The 20,900-nt window shown below is 65.8% G+C and carries 19 protein-coding genes and 5 pseudogenes; 22 read left to right on the top strand and 2 right to left on the bottom strand.

Annotation, left to right across the window (positions count from 1 at the left end):
- The 9 genes and pseudogenes from AC5Y5Z_RS24800 to AC5Y5Z_RS24760 form a co-directional block, all read left to right on the top strand.
- A partial coding sequence (locus AC5Y5Z_RS24800) for a helix-turn-helix domain-containing protein (protein WP_499928117.1) occupies nt 1–682 on the top strand: 682 nt, incomplete at its 5' end.
- A gap of 197 nt (nt 683–879) precedes the next feature.
- Nucleotides 880–3,489 carry an excinuclease ABC subunit UvrA gene (locus AC5Y5Z_RS24795; protein WP_193601999.1) on the top strand — a complete coding sequence of 870 codons (2,610 nt, stop codon included), beginning with the start codon at nt 880–882 and terminating at the stop codon, nt 3,487–3,489.
- Nucleotides 3,490–3,638: 149 nt separating this feature from the next.
- Complete coding sequence (locus AC5Y5Z_RS24790) at nt 3,639–4,832, top strand: alcohol dehydrogenase catalytic domain-containing protein (protein ID WP_193601998.1); 1,194 nt, start codon at nt 3,639–3,641, stop codon at nt 4,830–4,832.
- Between the two features lie 242 nt (nt 4,833–5,074).
- The gene (locus tag AC5Y5Z_RS24785; RefSeq protein WP_193601997.1) at nt 5,075–5,650 is read left to right on the top strand and encodes a DJ-1/PfpI/YhbO family deglycase/protease; all 576 of its coding nucleotides are present in this window, start codon (nt 5,075–5,077) and stop codon (nt 5,648–5,650) included.
- Nucleotides 5,651–5,658: 8 nt separating this feature from the next.
- Nucleotides 5,659–5,835: a hypothetical protein gene (locus tag AC5Y5Z_RS24780; protein WP_499928114.1), complete on the top strand. Its 177-nt coding sequence runs from the start codon at nt 5,659–5,661 to the stop codon at nt 5,833–5,835.
- Nucleotides 5,832–6,140 carry an NIPSNAP family protein gene (locus AC5Y5Z_RS24775; RefSeq protein ID WP_193601996.1) on the top strand — a complete coding sequence of 103 codons (309 nt, stop codon included), beginning with the start codon at nt 5,832–5,834 and terminating at the stop codon, nt 6,138–6,140. The genes AC5Y5Z_RS24780 and AC5Y5Z_RS24775 overlap by 4 nt, the downstream gene beginning before the upstream one ends.
- 92 nt (nt 6,141–6,232) lie before the next feature.
- A pseudogene (locus tag AC5Y5Z_RS24770) lies at nt 6,233–6,648 on the top strand (GlcG/HbpS family heme-binding protein).
- A 203-nt stretch (nt 6,649–6,851) separates the two neighbouring features.
- Complete coding sequence (locus AC5Y5Z_RS24765; protein ID WP_499928112.1) at nt 6,852–7,991, top strand: low temperature requirement protein A; 1,140 nt, start codon at nt 6,852–6,854, stop codon at nt 7,989–7,991.
- 97 nt (nt 7,992–8,088) lie between these two features.
- Nucleotides 8,089–8,538, top strand: coding sequence for an aldo/keto reductase (locus AC5Y5Z_RS24760; RefSeq protein ID WP_499928110.1), 450 nt, complete (start codon nt 8,089–8,091; stop codon nt 8,536–8,538).
- A 40-nt stretch (nt 8,539–8,578) separates the two neighbouring features.
- Here the strand turns inward: AC5Y5Z_RS24760 and AC5Y5Z_RS24755 are convergent, their stop codons facing one another.
- Nucleotides 8,579–8,752, bottom strand: coding sequence for a hypothetical protein (locus tag AC5Y5Z_RS24755; protein WP_499928108.1), 174 nt, complete (start codon nt 8,750–8,752; stop codon nt 8,579–8,581).
- A 303-nt stretch (nt 8,753–9,055) separates the two neighbouring features.
- Between AC5Y5Z_RS24755 and AC5Y5Z_RS24750 the strand changes: the two are divergent.
- Nucleotides 9,056–9,270 (top strand): annotated as a pseudogene (locus AC5Y5Z_RS24750) (hypothetical protein); the annotation flags it as partial.
- Here the strand turns inward: AC5Y5Z_RS24750 and AC5Y5Z_RS24745 are convergent.
- Nucleotides 9,215–9,859, bottom strand: a complete 645-nt coding sequence (locus AC5Y5Z_RS24745; RefSeq protein WP_193601994.1) for a recombinase family protein — start codon at nt 9,857–9,859, stop codon at nt 9,215–9,217. The pseudogene AC5Y5Z_RS24750 and the gene AC5Y5Z_RS24745 sit on opposite strands and share 56 nt — an antisense overlap.
- Before the next feature lie 186 nt (nt 9,860–10,045).
- Between AC5Y5Z_RS24745 and AC5Y5Z_RS24740 the strand changes: the two are divergent.
- The 12 genes and pseudogenes from AC5Y5Z_RS24740 to AC5Y5Z_RS24685 form a co-directional block, all read left to right on the top strand.
- A pseudogene (locus AC5Y5Z_RS24740) lies at nt 10,046–10,353 on the top strand (type II toxin-antitoxin system TacA family antitoxin); the annotation flags it as partial.
- Nucleotides 10,350–10,856, top strand: coding sequence for a GNAT family N-acetyltransferase (locus tag AC5Y5Z_RS24735; RefSeq protein WP_193601992.1), 507 nt, complete (start codon nt 10,350–10,352; stop codon nt 10,854–10,856). The pseudogene AC5Y5Z_RS24740 and the gene AC5Y5Z_RS24735, both read left to right, overlap by 4 nt.
- A 500-nt stretch (nt 10,857–11,356) precedes the next feature.
- Nucleotides 11,357–12,163: a ParA family protein gene (locus AC5Y5Z_RS24730; protein ID WP_193601991.1), complete on the top strand. Its 807-nt coding sequence runs from the start codon at nt 11,357–11,359 to the stop codon at nt 12,161–12,163.
- Entirely contained in the window at nt 12,160–12,573 is a 414-nt protein-coding gene (locus AC5Y5Z_RS24725; RefSeq protein ID WP_193601990.1) for a hypothetical protein, read from the top strand. Before AC5Y5Z_RS24730 ends, AC5Y5Z_RS24725 begins: the two co-directional genes overlap by 4 nt.
- A gap of 102 nt (nt 12,574–12,675) precedes the next feature.
- A complete protein-coding gene (locus tag AC5Y5Z_RS24720; RefSeq protein ID WP_055577089.1) occupies nt 12,676–13,200 on the top strand; it encodes a hypothetical protein in 525 nt (174 codons plus the stop codon).
- A gap of 351 nt (nt 13,201–13,551) precedes the next feature.
- Nucleotides 13,552–13,917: a hypothetical protein gene (locus AC5Y5Z_RS24715; protein ID WP_237107219.1), complete on the top strand. Its 366-nt coding sequence runs from the start codon at nt 13,552–13,554 to the stop codon at nt 13,915–13,917.
- Between the two features lie 357 nt (nt 13,918–14,274).
- Entirely contained in the window at nt 14,275–15,444 is a 1,170-nt protein-coding gene (locus tag AC5Y5Z_RS24710; protein WP_499928104.1) for a rep protein, read from the top strand.
- A gap of 386 nt (nt 15,445–15,830) precedes the next feature.
- Complete coding sequence (gene mobF / locus AC5Y5Z_RS24705; protein ID WP_499928102.1) at nt 15,831–18,749, top strand: MobF family relaxase; 2,919 nt, start codon at nt 15,831–15,833, stop codon at nt 18,747–18,749.
- Between the two features lie 516 nt (nt 18,750–19,265).
- Nucleotides 19,266–19,646, top strand: a pseudogene (locus tag AC5Y5Z_RS24700) (transposase); the annotation flags it as partial.
- 76 nt (nt 19,647–19,722) lie between these two features.
- Nucleotides 19,723–19,815 (top strand): annotated as a pseudogene (locus AC5Y5Z_RS24695) (hypothetical protein); the annotation flags it as partial.
- Nucleotide 19,816: 1 nt separating this feature from the next.
- A complete protein-coding gene (locus AC5Y5Z_RS24690) occupies nt 19,817–20,173 on the top strand; it encodes a transposase (RefSeq protein ID WP_499928100.1) in 357 nt (118 codons plus the stop codon).
- A gap of 392 nt (nt 20,174–20,565) precedes the next feature.
- A partial coding sequence (locus AC5Y5Z_RS24685) for a cupin domain-containing protein (protein WP_499928098.1) occupies nt 20,566–20,900 on the top strand: 335 nt, incomplete at its 3' end.

Below are 20,900 nucleotides of genomic sequence, written 5' to 3'. Positions count from 1 at the left end.
GCCCGGCCGGGTGGTGATCTACGCCAGCGCGCAGCCGTTCTCGCTGGATTACCGCGATCCGTACGAGCAGGTCGTCGTGCATATACCGGCCGATCGTGCATTCGCCGATGCCGGCTTGCGGCCCAGCACGGATCTGCTGGCAGTGGAGATTCCCATCGAGGGGGCGCTCTCGTCGGTGTCCGCGTTCTTCCGGAGTCTGGCTGCAACGCAGGCCGCCGACCCGGTGGGCGCCGGTCTTCTGGCGCCACACGCGACGAGCCTGGCCAGTTCCTTTCTGGCCTACGCGGCGCGAACTCAGGGCGCGCTGGACCTTCCGCTACTGCTGCAGCGCGACCGTGTCCTGGCTTACCTGCGCCACCATCTTGGCGACCCAGACCTCGATGTGGACCGGATCGCCGTCGGCTGCCACGTGTCCCGCCGCGCCCTGCACCGATTGTTCGAGGGCACGGGACAAACCGTGACCGCGCAGCTGCGCACCCTGCGGATCGCCGCCGCCCAGCGGCTACTGACGAACCAGACGGACCTGCCCATCGAATCGATCGCCCGAGAGGTGGGGTTTTCCAACGATACGCACTTCTATCGTTCGTTTCGGGCGGTCACAGGGATCACTCCCGGGGAGTTCCGCCACCAGGCCCGGGAGGGCGCCATGAATCTGCGGGACCGGCTCGATCCGTCGCCGTAGCTCCGTCAGCGCAGCACCACCGAGCGCAGTGCTTCGGCGGGTATTGATCACGTGAAGGCCTCGCAGCGTCTCGGAGGGAAATGTGCAGCGGGCCAAGCCATATCGCCGACCTGGCACGGGAAGTCAGGGCTGTGGCACGAATCGTCAGCAAGACGCCATGCATCCACAGATAACGTCGCCGGACGAGGAGATGAGTGATGGAGCCAGACAATAGAGTTCGGGTGCGCGGTGCCCGCGAGCACAATCTGTGCGATGTCGATGTGGAGGTGCCGCGTGATGCGCTCGTCGCGTTCACCGGGGTGTCGGGTTCGGGCAAGTCATCGCTGGCCTTCGGCACGCTGTTCGCGGAGTCTCAGCGACGGTACCTGGAGTCGGTGGCGCCGTATGCGCGGCGTCTGATCGATCAGGTGGGCGTCCCTGATGTCGATTCGATTGAAGGGATGCCGCCGGCCGTTGCGCTCCGCCAGCAGCGCGGCGGTACCAGTACCCGGTCGTCGGTGGGCAGTGTCACCACGCTGTCGAGCCTGATCCGCATGTTGTATTCGCGGGTGGGTAACTACCCGTCGAAGCAGCCGATGCTCTACGCCGAGGATTTCTCGCCCAACACCCCGCAGGGTGCCTGCCCGACCTGCCACGGGATGGGCCGGGTGTACGAGGTGACCGAAGCTGTGATGGTGCCCGATCCGTCGTTGTCGATTCGCGAGCGTGCCATCGCGTCGTGGCCGCCGGCGTGGTACGGGCAGAATCTGCGCGACATCCTCGTGACGCTCGGCTACGACGTCGATGCCCCGTGGAAGACGCTGTCGCGCAAGGACCGCGACTGGATTCTGTTCACCGAGGAGCGCCCGACGGTTCCGGTGTACGCCGGTTTCACCCCGGCGGAGACCCGGCGTGCGGTCAAGGCCGATATGGAGCCCAGCTATCAGGGCACCTTCATCGGCGCGCGCCGCTACGTTCTCGACACGTTCGCCAAGACCAAGAGCGCCGGGGTCAAGAAACGGGTGTCCCAGTTCGTTGGAAGCGGCCAGTGCCCGGCGTGTCATGGAAAGCGGCTCAAGCCCGAAGCGCTGTCGGTGACGTTCGAAGGTCTGGACATCGCGGAGCTGTCGCGGCTCACGCTGGATCAGCTCGCCGCACTGTTCGCCACGGTGCTCAGCCCGCGGTGGAAGCCGGTCACCTCTGGTACGGCCATGAACCAGAAGGCACGGAAGTCGGCGGTCAGCGCACGGGTGGCGGCCGGGGGATCGGCTCATGCCGCAGCGCCCGATATTCGCCATACGCCCAACATGTCGGACGAGAAACGCGCCGCAGCACAGCGATTGGTCGCCGAACTGCAGGAGCGGCTACAGCCGCTCGTCGATCTGGGCCTCGGCTACCTCTCCCTGGCCCGCAGCACCCCGACGCTCTCGGGCGGTGAACTGCAGCGTGTGCGACTTGCGACGCAGCTGTCGTCGCAGCTGTTCGGCGTGGTCTACGTCCTCGACGAGCCGTCGGCCGGTCTGCATCCCCGCGACCGGGACGCGTTGCTCGACATCTTGGCCGGCCTCAAGCGCAGCGGCAACAGCCTGTTCGTCGTAGAGCACTCGCTGGATGTCATCGCGGCCGCGGACTGGCTAGTCGATATAGGGCCCGGCGCCGGACTGGACGGCGGCCAAATCCTCTACAGTGGCCCACCTGCCGGCCTGGCCGACGTCACCGACTCGGTCACCCGGCGCTATCTGTTCGGCGACCAGACCCGCATACCCCTTCACCCACCGCGCGAGCGCAGCGAGTGGCTTGAACTTGTTGGTGTACAACGCAACAACCTGCGCGATCTGACGGTATCGGTGCCGCTGCGCTGCCTCACTGCGGTTACCGGTGTGTCCGGGTCGGGCAAGTCGAGCCTCGTCGCCCAGGTCCTACCCGAGATCGTCGGTGAGCACCTCGGCCGCCCGGTGCGGTTCGACGATGCCGGTGACGACGACCTGCTCGCCGAGGCCATACAGGTCGCCGTCGGCGAGGTGGTCGGCGAACCCTCCGGTATCCGCCGGGTGGTGTGCATCGATCAGAAACCCATTGGCCGCACCCCGCGATCCAACATGGCTACCTATACCGGGCTGTTCGATCACGTTCGCCGCCTCTTCGCCGACACCCCAAAGGCCAAGAAGCGCGGCTACAAACCCGGACGATTCTCATTCAACGTCGCGGGCGGACGATGCCCGACCTGCGAAGGCGAGGGTTGGGTGATGGTGGAACTGCTGTTCCTGCCCAGCGTCTACAGCCCGTGTCCCGACTGCCACGGAACCCGCTACAACCCGGCGACTCTCGCGATTCGCTGGCATCACAAGAACATCGCGGAAGTACTCGACCTCACCGCGTCGGCGGCGCGGGAATTCTTCGACGGCGAACCCGCGGTGCTGCAACCTCTGGAGGCGCTGTGCGATGTCGGGCTGGGTTACTTGCGGCTCGGGCAGCCGGCCACCGAACTGTCCGGCGGTGAGGCCCAGCGCGTCAAGCTCGCCGGTGAGTTGCAACGTGCCCACCGCGGCGACACGCTCTACCTGCTCGACGAGCCCACCGCGGGGCTACACCCCGCCGACACCGACCGGCTGCTGGCACACCTGCACCGACTCGTCGGCGCCGGCAACACCGTGGTCGCCGCCGAACTGGACATGCGCGTGGTCGCCCAGGCTGATTACGTCATCGACATGGGACCCGGCGCGGGCGGCGCCGGTGGCCGCATCGTCGTCGCCGGCACCCCCGCCGAGGTGGTGACCTGCGCGGACAGCGCCACCGCCCCCTACCTGGCGGCAGAATTCGCTCAGTGACGAAACCGGTGGCACGAATTGTCACAACGGTGGCGCGCGCGGTCACCGACACGATGCATGGTCCTGCATACGTTGATAGGACAGTTCGCCACCAGGCCGACTCACCGTCACATCAGCACATCACTTGTGCTACAGGGAGGTTCACCACCATGGCTGAAGGTAACCGCGCAGTCGTCTTCCACAGCGCAGGAGACATGCGGGTCGATTCGCTGGAGTATCCGAAACTGGTCATGCCCAACGGAAAGAAGGCTCCCCATGGCGCGATCCTGAAAATGGTCGCCACCAACATCTGCGGCAGCGACCTGCACATCTTCCGAGGCTCCTTCCCCGTGCCCGAGGGGATGGTCATGGGCCACGAGATGACCGGTGAGGTCGTCGAAGTGGGCCCCGACGTCGAGTTCCTCAAAGAAGGCGATCTGGTCTCCGTCCCGTTCAACGTAGCCTGCGGACGGTGTCGCAACTGTAAAGCGCGCCGGACCGATGTCTGCGAGACCACCAATGCCGACGTCGCGTGCGGCGCGTACGGCTTCAACCTCGGCGACTGGCAGGGCGGTCAGGCCGAGTACCTGTTCGTCCCGTACGCCGACTTCCAATTGCTACGGTTCCCCGACAAAGACCAGGCCATGGAGAAGATCCTCGATCTCGCCCTGCTGTCGGACATTCTGCCCACCGCGTTCCACGGCCTGATGGAGGCCGGCGCCAAACCCGGCTCGACGGTCTACATCGCCGGTGCAGGTCCGGTCGGCCGCTGCGGTGCGGCGGCCGCACGGCTGCTGGGTGCCTCCTGCATCATCGTCGGCGACTACTACCAGGACCGGCTCGACCTGGTGAAGAACAACGGGTGCGAGACCATCGATCTGAACAGGGACATTCCGTTGCCCGACCAGATCGAAGCCATCCTGGGCGAGCCTGAAGTCGACTGCGCCGTCGATTACGTCGGTTCCGAAGCCCACGGCGTCGGCGCGGAGGCCAACGACGCGCTGCCGGCGGCCGCGATCAATCAGGTGATGGAGGCGACCCGCGCCGGCGGCGCCACTGGCGTCATCGGCGTCTACGGACCCGACCCCCTGGCACCGACGAAGGCGGAGCAACAGGGCACCTTTCCGCTCGATTTCGGCAAGGCGTGGATCAAGTCGCCGCGCGTATCGGCAGGGCAGGCGCCGATCATGCACTACCACCGCGAACTGATGATGGCGATCTTGTGGGACCGCATGCCCTACCTAAGCCCCATGCTCAACAACAAAGTCATCAGCCTCGACGAGGCACCGGACGCGTATTCAACCTTCGACCAGGGATCGTCGAACAAGTTCATCATCGACCCGCACGGAATGATCTCGGCGTAGGCGAGTGGCACCGGGTGCCACCGCTTCCGTGGTCGGCGGTGGCACCCGGTGAGCACTCCGCCCACCGGTAGGAGGCACACGTGATCGATTCGTCATCGGCCGCCCGCCTGGAGAACGCGGACTTCGGCTAGCAGAAGGCCGGAGCGGGAACCCGCTGACCCCTTGTCCCCACACTGACCTTCACGACGACAGGGGCCTGCCCGCACTGGCGTGCCCTCAACATAGGAAAACGGAGCAGAACAATGGCAGACGAATTGCACGGGACGCGGGTCGCAATCCTGGCGGCAGACGGAGTAGAGCGCGTTGAACTGGAACAGCCCCGACAGGCGTTACACGACGCCGGGGCCACGACCGAGCTGCTGTCCCTGCGTGACGGTGAGATCCAGGCCCGCAACAACGACCTGGACGCAGCCGGAACGTTCTCAGTCGACGCCCTGGTGAAGTCCGCCGCGGTCGATGACTACGACGCGCTGCTGCTTCCCGGCGGCACGGTGAACCCGGACAAGCTGCGCATCGACGATGCCGCGGTCAGGTTCGTGCGCGACTTCATGACCTCAGGCAAGCCGGTCGCCGCAATCTGCCACGGACCCTGGACACTGATCGAGGCCGGTGTGGCGGAGGGCCGAACCTTGACCTCCTATCCAAGCATCCGCACCGACCTGCGCAACGCCGGTGCCAACGTCGTGGACGAGGAGGTCGCCCGAGACGGGAACCTGATCACCAGCCGCTCGCCCGATGATCTGCCGGCCTTCTGCGCGGCGATCGTGGAATTGTTCAGCCAGGCTGCACGGCCAGCCGGTGCGGGAAGTGGCTCGTGAGCAGCCCGGTGAGCAAGATGGCGCACGTCCTGCAGCACATCGCGGACGGCGAACTGAGCACCGAACATCTCGCCACCCACGTCATGCCCCTCGACGAGGGCCCACGGGGCTATCAGATGTTCAAGGACAATCAGGACGGCTGCGTCCGCGCCGTCCTCCAGCCGACCAAAGTGAGGAAAACATGATTCACGTTGCGTTGTCAGTGACGGTGCACGCCAAAGCAGGCAAGGAAGAGGACGTCGCGCAGTTTCTCCGGGACGCGCGTTCAATCGTCGAGCAGGAGCCGGACACGCGTGCCTGGTTTGCGCTTCAATTCGATGAGTCGACCTTCGGCATCTTCGACGTGTTTCCCGACGACGCCGCCCGTCAACGCCATCTGTCGGGGGGTGTCGGCCAAGCCCTTGCCGCGAAGGGCGAAGAGCTGTTCAGCGTAGAACCAAACGTTCAAAGCATCGACCTGCTCGCGTACAAGATGCCCGGCGCACAATGATGAGGCCGGTCCATGACCCCAACGGAGGACACCGCGACTAGGAGTAGCGGTGCAGTCGTCGAGCATTCCACGAAGACCGGAGCACATTTACCATGACTTTCACTCAAAGTTCGGTGTCCCTCGATGATGCGCAGCGCATGATCGCCGCCGGGCGGGCCAAAGCCGAGGAGGTCTCCTCGCCCTCGAACACATCGCCGTCGTCGACGCGGGGGGCAACTTAGTCGCCCACGCGCGGATGGACGGCGCGTGGATCGGCAGTGTCGACATCTCGATCAACAAGGCGTTCACCGCACGTGCGCTCGACGTCTCAACCGAAGAGCTAGCCGCGGATGCCGCCCCCGGTAATCAGTTCTACGGAGTACATGCGTCCAACCACGGACGGATCATGATCTTTGCCGGCGGCATACCGGTGCAACAAAGCGGCCAGATCGTAGGCGCGGTCGGCGTCAGTGGCGGCACCGGAGAACAAGACAAGACCGTTGCACAGGCGGCCGCAGAGGCGCTTTAGCGACGACCGACATCGACAAGCCGTGTAAGAAAAAAATATGGCGGACTTCCGTGAAAGCGTCGTGCTCTCTTGCCGAATGGACGCACGGTGGCCAACAAGGTCCTCGCCGCTGTTCATGGTGATCTGCACCGCCTGGCAATTCGGCGCTCCGAGACGCTGGGCTCCGAGGGCGTCCACGGTGAGGGCGCAGCCCGAGCACAGCGATGACCGACGATGACCACGGGTCGAAGTCGGAGGGCAACCTCGAACTCTTCTTCGACCTGGTGTTCACCTTCGCGATGTCGCAGGTCACTCGGCTCGTGCTGCAAGATCTGTCACCGAGCGGGTTCGGCGGGGCGGCGCTCGCCCTGCTCGCGGTGTGGTGGGCCTGGGTCGGCTACACCTGGCTGATCAATACCTTCGACACCCAAGGCGTTCGGCACCAGGCGGCCGTGATCGCTGCGATGGCGGCGATGCTCGTCGCCGCGGCCGCGTTGCCCATGGCGTTCTCCTCGGGGGCGTTGGTCTTTGCGATCGCTCTGCTGGTGGTGAGATTGATCCACGTCGTGAAGTTCGTTGTCTCTTCCTCGGGCGAGGATGACGACATGCGGCGCAGCATCCGGCGGCTGGCGCCGGCCTTCGTCGCCGCTCCCGCCTGCATCGTGGCGGCCGCCTTCGTGGACACGCCGGGCAGGGAACTGCTGTGGGTAGCTGCCGCGGTCATCGACTACGGCGCCCCTGCTGTGTTCGGCCTCGGCGGGTTCCGCGTCTCACCGTCATACTTCGTGTCCCGCCACGGCTCGATCATCATCATCGCGCTCGGTCTGGCGATCACCGAACTCGGTGCGGGCGCAACGGATCTGCACCGCTTGGAGGTCGTCACCGCCCTGGTGTTGGGCGTGGCGATCATGGCGACGTTCTGGTGGACCTACTTCGGTCTCACGGGCGGGGCGCAGCAGCGGCTCGAACGAGCCACCGGGACGCAACGGGCCCAGCTTGCGCGTGACGCCTACAGCTATCTGCACCTGCCGATGGTGGCTGGCATCACGCTGTTCTCCGTCGGAGCCCACGCCGCCGTCGAACGCGCCAACTCGCCGCTTCCCCTGCTGTCTGCCGTCGCACTGGCCGGGGGAATGGCGCTGTTCTATCTCGGCGACGTGGCCTACCGGTGGCGTGACCACCGACAGATTCCCATCAACCGCACCGCGACCGGGATCGCCGCCGCTGCCACCCTGCCGGTGCTCCTGCACGTCTCCGCGATCGCGGCCCTCGGACTGCTCACCGTCATCGGAGGCCTGCGGCTGGTATGGGAATTGCGGCGTCGCCCCCATGTCGGCCCAGGCGTGGCGGGGCGAGCCCGGTGACCAGCTCGTATGAACCAGCCATCAGCTGCCTGTCGGTCGGACCGCGATGCCGCAATCTGGTCGGCGATGAGGATGACTCGCAGGAAGGTCGTACGTCATGACAGCTGCCCGCCAGGTAGCCCTTCCCTCCGGCGAGCCGATTGCGGCGCTGGGCCAGGGCACGTGGCACTTTGCCGAACATCCCGCGCGACGGGCCGACGAGATCGCCGCCCTCCGGCTCGGGCTCGATCTCGGCATGACGCTGATCGACACCGCCGAAATGTACGGCGACGGCGCGTCTGAGACCCTGGTGGGCGAAGCGATCGCCGGGCGCCGCGACGAAGTGTTCCTGGTGGACAAGGTGCTGCCAACCCACGCGAGCCGGGCCGGTACCGTGCGGGCTTGCAAGGCCAGCCTCGCGCGGCTCAACACCGACTACATCGATCTCTACCTGCTGCACTGTCGGGGCAACGTCCCGCTCGCCGAGACGGTCGAGGGTCGAGGACTTGGTGTCCGCGGGGCAGATTCGATACTGGGGGATGAGCAACCTCGACCCCGACGACATTAGTCGGTGCGCGACAGATCCCGGCGGCCGAATACGCGGCGGCTTACCCTTGTTCGTCCGATGCGGTGGGTCGCTCGTCGGGCGACACCACTTCGGCGGCACCGGCCCAGCGATCGCTCCCCGCGGTATGGATGGCGGCGTTACGTTCGGCGGTTTCGCGGTCGGGGTGTGGTGGTTCGATGAGTTTGCGTTCACCATCGACTACGTGAACGACCATCCATCCACGTTCGTTGTGTTCGACTTCGACGACGACTGAATCGGGCCTGTCTTCTGGTGTGGTCATATCGGAGGTGTACCCGACGAATGCCCGGCGCTACGTTGGGCGGGATGAGGTTTTTGTTTGCCCAAATCTGGCGATCGACAACCACGAGCTTCACGATGACATGTCGGTACTAGACGACATCAATGGGCGGGGCATCCGCTGGGGAACGAAGGGATCGGCACCGCCGGTTACGCTCAGGACGCGATATGGCCACGGACCTAGGCGCACAACGAATTGCGTGCTGTGCTGCGCGAGTTCGAGGACGACGACATCTACGGCGACGACTGGTCAGCCTGCCAAGCCGTGGGCCACGCCGCATGGTTTCTGCACGTGCAAGGCATCCTGGTGCCCGCCGCCGGGGAGTAGGCCTGGTCATCACCGCCTACGAGCAACGCACCCGCCCCGGCCAGCTTCACGTCAGCCGCAGTGAGGATCTGACCCCGGCCCGCTACCAAGAACTACGGCATCTCTGACGGGAGAGTCAGCAGTCCCGGCTCCCGTGGCTACACCCCGTTCCTGAAGGTGCCGATACACCGTTGAACGGCCCACGCCGAGAATCTGGGCGATCTCGCGGACCGACATCCCTTGGGTTCGCATCGTCCGCGCGTGGGTGAGCCGGGGCCCCGCCAATGCGTGGGGTCGGCCGCCCACTCGGCCACGGGCGCGGGCCGCCGCCAAGCCGGCCACCGTGCGCTCGTGCATTAGCGCCCGTTCAAACTCGGCCAGCGCGCCGAACACGTGCAGCACCAGTCGGCCCGCCGCACTGGTCGTATCGATCTGCTCACCCAGCGACCGCAGCCCCACACCGCCGCTGGCGAGCTGCTCGACGAGCGTCAACAGATCAGGCAGGGAGCGCCCCAGGCGATCGAGGCGCGTCACCACCACCGTGTCACCGCCCGTAGCGGTCGCGAGCAGTTCAGTTAGCGCCGGCCGGTCCGATCGCGCCCCGGAGGCCACATCGGTCCACACTCGACTTGTCCCCGCCGCGGTCAGGGCATCGACCTGCCCCTCAGCGTTCTGGTCTGTCGTTGACACTCGCGCATATCCCAATAGCTCGCCCACGAACGCCAGCGTGCCGTATGGCGCCGACAGTTTCGGGACGCGTTAACGGGACAACAAACCCCCAGCTCGGCAAGGTCCGCGCCGGGCGTCTCAAAATCGTTCGTTATCGGGACGGGGTCTGTCGCAATCGTGCCGCGATAGAGGTATCCAGTAACCCCCCGTCCCAGCGAGATAGCTGATCAATACGCGTTGACTTGTACGCCCAATAGGCACACAATAGGTAGATGGCTACTAAAACGGAACGTTTCGCCGTGCGCCTGACCGCTGAGCAGGACGCGCTGATTCGTCGTGCCGCGGAGGTGGAGGGGACCGATCTGACCAACTTCGCGGTGACCGCGACGCTGGCCCATGCCCATGACGTGCTTGCCGATCGCCGGCTGTTCATGCTCGACGCCCCGGCGTGGTCGGAGTTCGTCTCGGTGCTGGACCGGCCGGTGTCGCACAAGCCGCGGCTGGAGAAGTTGTTCGCGGAGCCTTCGATCTTCGACGAGTGAGCGGTTACAGCGCGCCGCGGCCGATCAGCGCAGACGACGAGGTAGTCGACTTCGACAGCGGCGAGCCCAGCCTGGACGACTACCTCAAGGGCCGGGCGCTGGCCAACCACGTTGAGGGCGCCTCACGGTGCTTCGTCACCTGCCGCGAGGGTCGCGTGGTCGGGTTCTACGCGCTGGCCTCGGCGGCGGTGGAGCGTGCTGATACGCCGGGACGGGTACGGCGCAACATGCCCGACCCGGTGCCAGTGATCCTGTTGTCGCGGCTGGCGATCGACGCCAAGAACCAGGGCCAGGGCCTGGGTGCGCAGCTGCTGCGCGATGCGATCACCCGCGCCGTGGCCGCCGCGGAGATCATCGGCGTGCGGGCGCTGCTGGTGCACGCCCTGCATGAGCAGGCTCGCGCGTTCTACGCCCACTTCGACTTCGAGCCCTCACCGACCGACCCGCTGCACCTGCTGCTGCTAATCAAAGACGCCCGCGCGCTGCTTGGCCCAGCGAGGTGATCGGAATGCCTCGACACCGCGAGCCACGTCCTATCCGCCGGCACTCAACACGCAGTGCCACTCCCCCGCCGTTCCAGAAACCTGGAGGCATCACACCTCTGACCTCCTGATCAGGAGCTGCGCGCCTTCTCGGGATGTGGAGCTACGACTTTTAATCCGCAGGTACCAAGCTGGTCGGCCACGACCCGGCACGGTCTGGAGCTGCCGGGAATCGAACCCCGGGGCCCGCGCGGAGCCACTGACTCTTAATCAGCGGGTCCGGGCTTGGGAAGCCCTGACAGCGCGCCGCCGACCGCAGGCGAAAATCAAACCAGGAACCTGCCGATTAACGGTCGCTCCCCCATGATGTCGGCGATCTCGTTGCCCCGGGCAGGTGTCGCGCCACGTGAACGGAGCGCGTCTCTTTCCAGCGTCAGCCAGGCGCGCATTGACATGCATGTTTACTTACATGTAAGTCTACATGTAGACATGTTTGTAACTAAACTTGTATAGTTGCATCTATGAATGTTCCCACCGATGGACAGTGCGAAATCGTGGCGGTGGCGCTGCAAAAGGGAGGTGTGGGAAAGACCACCACGACGATCAATCTTGGTGCCAGCCTCGCCGCGATGGGGTTCCGCGTCCTCCTGATCGACATGGATCAGCAGGCCCACAGCACCAAGGGTCTCGGCGTCGACCTCGGCGCCGACGATGCGTCGATGTACGAGGTGCTGCATCCAGACAGGGCGATGCGGGTTCCGCTGCAAAAGGTCATCAGGTCGAGCGAGTTCGGCATCGACGTCGCACCTGGCCATCTCGCGCTCAAGGAGCTGGAGCGGACGGGGCTCGGTTCAGGCGGTCAGCTGCGGCTAGCCCGCCAGCTCGACGACCTCGAGGGCTATGACTTCGTGCTGATGGACTGCCCGCCGGCATTGGGGGAGTTGACGACGGCGGCACTGGCGGCCGCCGATTACGTGTTGGCGGTCCTGAAGGCCGGCCCTGACGAAATCGACGGCCTGGTTGAGCTGGGCAACGCCGTTCTGGATGTCCAAGAGACGCTCAATCCTGACGTGGAAATCCGTTACGTGCTGCTAGCCGACTTCGACGGCAACCCGAAGGCCAGTAAGGACGTGCGCAGGCAGTTACGCACCGATTGGGGGGAGTGGTCCGCAGGCGGGGCGTACCTGGGTGAAATCCCGCATACCGTGCGGGTGGTGGAGGCCAAGGGGAAGCGCATCCCGGTCCAGGTGCATGCCCCCACCTGCACGGCAGCAGTGGCATACCGAGAGATCGCCGAACGGATCGTGGCGAGGCGGCAAGCAGCATGAACGCCGCATCGAAACCCAGTGGCTTGGAGGTGGGCTCCACCAGGCCCTTGTCTCGCGCAGAGCGCCGGGCACAGGCCGCCCGGGTCCAACCCGAAGAAACTCCTGCGGCACCGGCAGCAGAGGCCACATCGCCGCAACCGGACGATGAAATTCCGCCGCCCCTACCCGCGTCGGCGGCACCGACACCGAACCAGGACCAGGAGTCGGTAGAGCTGGCAGTGCGGTTGAAGCCCCGGCAACGCAAGGCGAAGAACCCGTTCGCGACGCAGCTGCACTCAGGAACGTTGGCGCGACTGGAATGGATCAAAGCGCGCGGATACGTCATCACCGACACCGTGGACGATGCGATCAACACCTACCTGGACGGCGCGGGCATCCCCAGGCCAGACCACAACGACCGCATGCCGTGATCAGGTGTCAGGACCCTTCCTCAGCCCGCAATTGTGGTGAACGTGCTGGTAGCAGCTGTTCACCCCTAAGGACTGCACGGTAGGTAACTACCGTTTCTGCCCATGCACATCTACGTCGATGAGACCAAGCAGCGCGACTACCTGCTCGTGGCCAGCGTCCACGTCTCGACGGATCTCACCGGACTGCGCCAGATGGTGCGTGGCCTGCTCCTGCCCGGCCAACGTTACCTACACATGAAAGATGAGAAAGACGGCCGCAAACGCACCATCGCTCAGGCCTTCGTCGATGCTGGCGTGCAAGCCACCGTCTACCGTGCCGGTCCTCAACACCGCAACGAGCGCCAACGCCGATCAGCCTGTCTACAAGCCCTCGTTGACGACCACGCCGGGCTGGGCGAGGCGCACATCATCCTCGACGAGGACGAAACCATGGTGAAGTTCGACAACCAGAAACTCATCGAATACACCCGTGCCGCCGGCTGTCGAGACACCCTGCGCTACCAGCACCAACGCTCCCACGCCGAGGCCCTGCTCGCCGTCCCCGATGCGATCGCCTGGTGCTGGGCGAAAGGCGGTCCCTGGCGCACTCTGATCGCTCCAGCGGTCACGGCCACCCGCGACGTCTGACCAGGCCCGAGAAAGCGCAAAGCCCGAGCGCCACGGTCGTCCGGCCGGGTCTCGGGCTCACTTCCTGAAGCTCAACGCAACAGGCACCACGAATAATACGGGCACAAACATCCGTCTGACAACAATCAGCGCTTTTGAAGCAGTCGCGTCCCAAAGCGCAATTTGAACCAGCCGCCACAAAACAGCCATTTTTGGCCCATCCGAAACGAACAAAGCGGCCCGAATCGGCTCCGTTCAACGCTGTTCTAGAAACAGGCGGGCGCCCTAGGCGTGTCGCTCGTTTCCAAAACGGGTTTCGATGCAAGGGTGTGCAGTATGGCTCGCCCAAGCAAAGGTGACCGTGCAGCTCACATGGTCAAAACCCATCCGGCCGTCACCCAGCGCCTCGTCGAGAAAGCCGCTGCCGCGGGCTCCTCCTCGGCGACGCAGTACGTCGCGGACGTACTCGCCCTGTATGCCGGGCTGCCTCAGCATGTCCGCGAACTCAACAGCTCCTCAGCGCTAACCGTCCCGCGCGCGCTCCAGGCGCTTCGTGGCGATGTCTACGGGCGGATCATGGTCCGCCCGCATCGCGAGGTTTCTGAACGCCTCACAGCACAAGCACCCGGTCACAAAGTGCCGCCGCACATTGCCGACATCCTCTCCGTACACGTCGGGCTGCCCGAACACGCCCGCACCCTCGACCACGGCGAGGAGGTCTTGCCGCTGGCGATGTGACGACACCCGCGCCAGGCCTCAAATTTTTGTCGACGACAAGGCCTTGGCAGATGTGACATCTGAATAGCTGGTGTGCGGAAACCCCGCTGACATGACGAAGGCCTCGCCGTAGCGAGGCCCTGTCGAGGTTTTGAAGCGAGTTCGCAGCTCGGTTCTGGGTCCGCACCCATTTCCCCGAAGGGACTGTCTTTGCCGGACAGCTCTCACGGTAGCGCACGCCTCGAAGCTGCACCAGATTCGCCGCGCGATCGGTGCGCAAACCGTGACCTCTCCATCGCCCGAACACATCGGGCGAGCCGTGCGTGGCCGACGCCGCTCGGCGCGGCTGTAGCTCCTGCCGCTCCCAGCCCGCATGTCGTGCGCGCACTGGCCAATGAGCGACGCCGCGAATGGGTGCAGCGCGCCGGGGCGGGTGCACCGCGCGCGCCGATGTGGACCAGTCGCGCCGGCTGGCTCGACGGTCTGAGCGACTGGGCGCAGTCACCGGCCTTAGGTCAGCTGTGCGCCGAGGAACGGGTGTCGATCACCGCGGCCACGCTGTTGTCGATCGCCGCGGTGATGGCCGAGCACGCCGACCACGCCACCGGCCGCCACGTCGCCGTCACCCGCGCGACGATCGCCGCCCGGGTGGGTTGTGACGTCCGCACGATCACCGCCGCCTGGCGCGTCCTACGGGTCTCCCAGTGGGCCGTCGAGGCACAACGCGGCCACGGCTCACCCGGCACCCCCAGCATCGGCCGCCGACCCTCGGTGTACCACCTGGTGCCGCGCCGCGAAGCCCGTCCCGTGCCCCGCCCAGTTGTGCATGATTTCCACCTACCGCCGCTAGGCGGTGTTAGTTCTTTTTCTCCCGTAGGGAGTTACTCACCAAGCGGGCGCGCAAGCGCACCCGCCAACCAAATCTCCGACAACAAACCCCGACAAGCCCCGCCGTGGCGCACCACAGCACGGCCACTGGCCATCCAACGACTCGCCGCCGGGCTCGTGGCCATCACCCATGGCCTCGACCGCGCCCACATCGGCACCATCTGCGACGCACTGACCGCCGCCGGCATCGATCCCACGGTGTGGTCAGCCCACGCGGTCAACCAGAAGCTCAACACCGACATGCGCGTCCGCGGAGGAACCTGGCCCGATCACATCGCCAACCCCGGCGCGTTCCTGCACAGCCGGTTACGACGACTGTCCTGGTCACCCCCAGAGCCTGCGACAAAGGCCGGCGGCTCCGCCGCCGCCAGCATCGACCAGACGCCGACACCTGTCGTGCTCACCGACGCCTCGCGGGCCCGGATCGCCGCCGCCCAACAGGAGATCCGCCGCGTGCTCACCAAAGGCGCTCACCACACCGCCACCGAGCACACCCACGCGCACGCAAGCGTCCCCCACCGGCCGCGTCTAACAACCCTGTCAACCGAACGGCTCCACCCAAGCCGCAACGCCTCCCTGAACGCGCCAACCACGCCGCCGCGCCAACACATCACCTCCTGTGGCCAACCGCTCACGGAGAAGCCCAACCGACATAGTTAGTGCACCTAGAAACGTGCGGTCCTCGGCCGACAATCCAATATTAGTTAGTCCGGCTATTCGTGTTCGAGTTCCCGCCGAAGCTGACTCCGTCGGCGTGGCCGCCCGGGTTCATCCGCCGCTCTTACCTCCCCCTGCTCGTTGTCCCTCTTTCTGCCCTGCCCCTACTCGTCGTCTGTTTTCTCTCAGCAGCTTCGCTGCCCGTCTCTAGCAGCCTTCGGCTGCTTCCCACCTCGCCTTTGTTCGCCATCTTAAGTTACCGATCCAATCGCCTAATTCTACTTTGGCACATTTGCACAAGGTGTGCGAGGCTGGTGGTTGCGCGTCCGTTGGGACTCTGCTGCCCCGGCGAGTTCTGCGGGCATGTTCCAAGTGATGGGTGGTTTCGCGTGTTGACGGTGGCGAAGTTGTCGTTGTGGTCGGTGAACTATTACAACGACACCGCCCGTGCGGTCGGCCACGCTGCTCGTGATGCCCAGGCTGCGGGTGGGGGGTTGGCGGAGTATTACGCCGAACGTGACACCCGTACTCCGGTGTGGACGTGCGCCGGCGACGCGCGGGTGGTCGCGGATTTGGTGGGTTTAGCTGAGGGTGAACGCGGCGGTGGGGATGCTGATCCGGAGGTGGTGGCGCGCTGGCTGGATGACGGTGTGGCGCCGTCTGGGGAGTGTGGACGCGCACACGGCAAGAGCGGGGTGCATGGGTTTGATTTGACGTTTTGCGCGCCGAAGTCGGTGTCGTTGGTGCGGGTGTTCGGCGACGACGTGCTCGACAAAGCAGTGTCGGTGGCGCATCAGACGGCGATCGGCGAAGCCCTCGAATACCTCGCCGCGCATGCCGGCTACACCCGGGTCCACAACGCGGTGACGGGAGAAAAAGACCTGCAGAAGCTGCCGGGTTTGGTGGCGGTGGCTTATCAGCATGAGACCTCGCGGGCGGGGGATCCGCACCTGCACACCCACGTCCTGGTGCCCAACCGGCAGGCCCGCGCTGATGGCCGGCTGGTGTCGATTGATGGCACGAGTTTGTTCCACGAGGCCCGCGCCGCCGGCATCATTTATCAGGCCACCCTGCGCCACGAACTGCACCGCCTGACGGGTCTTGAATGGGGGGCGGTGGACCCCTCCACTGGGATGGCCGAGATCGCCGGAATTGACCCGAAAAACGTCGCTGCCTGGTCGCAAAGAAGCACCCAGTTACGCGAGTGGGCGGTCAGCAATTTGACCGTTGTCGACAGCGTTAAGGAGTTGTCGCCGGCGCAGTTGGCGGCGGCGCAGAAGGCCACCCGACCGCGTAAACCCGAGTCGTTGTCGTGGACGGAATTGCGCGCACAGTGGCGTGCGGATGGGCGTGGTCTGCGGGTGTCGCGTGCCGCGCAACAGCAGGCGCGGACCGCGCGTGAACACGCGGCGCGCGCGGCCGCGGTACGGATGTCGCGGACCAGGGTGGCGATAGATCGGCGCGCCGTGGCGGCGATGGCGGCGCAAGCGGATAAGGCGGCGTTGACCCGCGCCGATCTGGTCGAGGTCATCGGCGCTCAACTGCCCCTGATCGTCGACGCCGCGGCCGGTTCCGACAGTGCTGGCGCGGGGGCGGGGATGCCGCGCCAGCTGATCGAAACTGTGGTGGATGCGGTGGGGATGCGGTTGAGCGCGCCGCGCGCCGCGCACGAGCGGGAAGGCTCCGAGCGCTACACCGTGAACGTGATCTTGGCCGAGGAACGCCGGGTGTTCGACCTCGTCGACGCCACCAATGTGCGGGCGATGGCCTGGGTGCGCCCCGGCGAGCACACCGCCGCCGCCCTGGGGCTGTCCGCCCAGCAGCATCAGGTGGTCACCGCGATCGCGTCCACACCGCAATTGGTGGTGCCGTTGAGCGCCCCCGCCGGCGCGGGCAAGACCACCTCGATGCGGGCGTTGCGCACCATCGTCGAACGCCGCCACACCGCGCGGATGATCGTGATCGCCCCGACCGGAAAAGCCGTCGATGTCGCCGTCGCCGAAGGCGCCGCCTCTGAGGGCTACACCATGCACAGCGCCCTGGCCCGCCTCGCCGACGGCCGGCTGCAGCTGGGCCCGTTCGACGTCGTTGTGGTCGATGAAGCGGGCATGGTCGGCACCGATCACTGGCGCCAACTCCTGTCGGCCACTACCAGTGCGGGGACGAAAACCGTGATGGTCGGCGACGCCCACCAGTTGGAGCCGGTCAAAGCCCGCGGCGGCATGTTCGCCCAACTCTGCGAGGAACTTCCGTGGGCGCAACGACTCACCGAAGTGTGGCGCCAACACGACCCGGCCGAGCGGGCCGCCTCACTCGCGGTCGGTGATGGCGGGCCGGCGGCGGTGCGCCGCGCCGTCGGCTGGTATCGCGACCACGATCGGCTGGCGTGTGGGGATCAGGTCACCATGGCCGCCGACGCGCTGGCCGCCCACCAGCAGGATCTCGCCGCCGGGAAAGACGCGCTACTGCTCGCCGACACCACCGAAATGTGCGATGCACTCAATCGCCGGGTCCACGACCACACCGTCGCCCAGCGCACCGCCGGCCGAGACACCACCACCGTCACCGGGGACCGAGGCCACCACATCACCACCGGGGATGTGGTGATCACCCGCCGCAACGACCCCACCCTCACCGTCTACCACCCGAAGGATCGCACCCAGAAGCTGCTCGAGGCGCCGGTGCGTAACGGGCAACGCTGGCGCGTGGTCAAAGTCGACGACACCCTCGAGCACCCGCGGATCGCCGCCCGCCGCCTCAGCGACGGCGCGTGGGCCGTCTTCGGTGGCGAGTACCTGCATGAGCAGGTGCAGCTCGGACACGCCGTCACCGTGCACGCCGCCCAAGGTGTCACCGCCGACACGACCCACACGGTGCTGGCCGATACCGCCAGCCGCAACCTGGCCTACGTCGCCCTCACCCGCGGCCGCGAATCCAACCACGCCTACCTCTACCACCGCGATACGGCCGAAGCCGACCACGCCCACAGCCACGACCTGTCCGGCGCCGAAGGGGTGCACCTGGCCCGCCGCGGCACCCCAGCCGAGGCCGCCCGAGCGCTGCGCCAGGTGATCGGCCGCGACGAACCCGCCCGAACAGCGCACCAGATCGCCGCCGACACCCCCGCCCAATTCCTGCCCGAGTTGGTCGCCTCACTCGTCGCCGAACACCGCCAGGCGGTCACCCGACGCCGCGACACTTATCAGAAAACCCAACGTGCACAACGGGATCGGGCGCTAGACCGATACCTCGGGCTCGACCGCAGCCAACACCGCGAACAAGAGAGCGGCTATGACCTCAGCCTCTAACCACCCCACCGCTGTGCAAGCCGGGGCCGCATCAGGGACGGCTATCATCGCGCACCGTCGATATCCGCGAAGGCTGGACCAGCGTAGGGCATCCTCGTTGAGGAAGGTAACTGTTGGCGGCTAATGTTCGCGAAGGCTGACGCGAGTTAAGCGTGGATCGCGTCAGTGGCCTCGCGCTTACATTCGATCGATCAGGTCAGCTGCTTGTTTTCTAAATCGTGCGGTTTTTCTTGAATAGCGCTACGCGTGAGGTGTGGAGGGAGGGCCTGTTGAATCGGGTGCTGCGCCCCCTGACCGCCTTCGTCATGTTCGCTGGGGTTTATGCGATGGCGGTGGTTGTTGGTCGTGTGTCGCGGATCGCCGGAAGCGAGGTCGCGCTGGTGTGGCCGGCCGCTGCGATCGCCGTCATCTGGTTACTGGTGGCTCAGCGATACGGCTGGGGTGTGCGCACCGCTCATGTGGTGATGTTGGGAGCCGTCACTTTTGTCGTTAACCTCGCCACCGGAGCGACAGACCGTGCTGGCCGACCGACTCACCACCGCCCACCCCGACGTCCTGCGTGAGCTGCTCGCCACGTTCATCCATACCCTGATGGGCGCCGAGGCCGACGCCCTATGCGGCGCCGGATACGGCCAGCGCAGCTCTGAGCGCACCAACTCCCGCAACGGGTACCGGCATCGTGAATTCGATACCCGTGCAGGAACATTGGATCTCGCGATCCCGAAGTTTGCGCCACGGTTCGTATTTCCCGGACTGGCTGCTGGAACGCCGCAAACGCGCCGAGCGGCCCTGACGACCGTGGTTGCGACCTGCTACCTGCTCGGGGTGTCGACGCGACGGATGGACAAGCTCGTCGAAACCCTGGGCATCACCAGCCTGTCGAAGTCGCAAGTCTCGGTGATGGCCAAGGAACTCGACACCGCCGTCGAGGCCTTCCGCACCCGACCTTTGGACGCATTACACGACCAACCTGATGGCAGTCACGCCGAAGGCGTCGTGGCCGTGGGTGCGTACCCTTCTGCACTCGGTGTTCGATCAACCCGACACCGAATCCGTTGCCGCACAGTATGACCGGATCATCGACGCCCTGTCCGACAAACTACCGAAGGTCGCCGACCACCTTCGAGGCCGCCCGCCCGGACCTCCTGGCGTTTACCGCGTTCCCCAAGCAGATCTGGCGTCAAATCTGGTCCAACAACCCCCAGGAACGGCTCAACAAGGAGATCCGCCGCCGCACCGACGTCGTCGGAATCTTCCCCGACCGCGACGCCCTGATCCGCCTCGTCGGCGCCGTCCTGGCCGAACAACACGACGAATGGGCCGAATCCCGGCGCTACCTCGGCCTCGACGTCCTGAGCAAATCACGCACCGTCAACGACACCCCGACCGAACAGGAGGCCACCCACGCGGCACTGACCGCCTGAACCATCACACTCGAGGAATCACACGACGACCTCGTACACCACATCCATGGACTTGACCGGAATGCCGGCGTCGTCGAGGTAGCGATTGATGGCCTCGTCGACGGTCGTCGGGCTTCTCCACCCAACCAGAACTCGATGTCGAGCAGTCCGGCGAAGATCTCGACAGCGGGCAACGGTGCCGCACACGCGTGGAACGCTGTAACCAGCGGCGCCCCTCGGAAAACCCCGAGCGTTCTCCGCGGATGGATTCCGCGACGTTGGCCGCGAGAACGCTCGCACCCTAGTCGGAGGCCTCGCGCACAGCCGGCGGGCACCCGGATATAGCTCCGGCGCAATCCTGAACCCGACGGCGGGGCAGTCGCTTAGATTCAGTATTTGAGGGAGGTAAGGAAATGACGGAGCACGATGCGACGAACGCGCCTGATACCGCGACGTGGTCCACCCAGACGGTGGACCCTGACGACGCGATTGATTACTGGCGTGAGGTGCGTGGCGAGGTTTACGTCGACGTCGCGCCGACTCCCTATGATCCGAATTTCGACGGCGAGATCAGCTATGCCGACTACGGCGAGTTTGCGCTGTCGGTGAAGCGGGCCGGCGGCGAGAAGGTCAGTCGAGACCGCGCCCTGATATCCCGTGGTGCCGAGGATAGGGAGTACTTGTACGCGCTGTTTCAGAGCCGTGGCACGGGACGTATCACTCAGGCGGGCCGCACCGCAGAGGTTAG

This window comes from Mycobacterium sp. NGS29, assembly GCF_059812965.1.
This window is presented reverse-complemented; position numbering and strand designations above follow the sequence as displayed.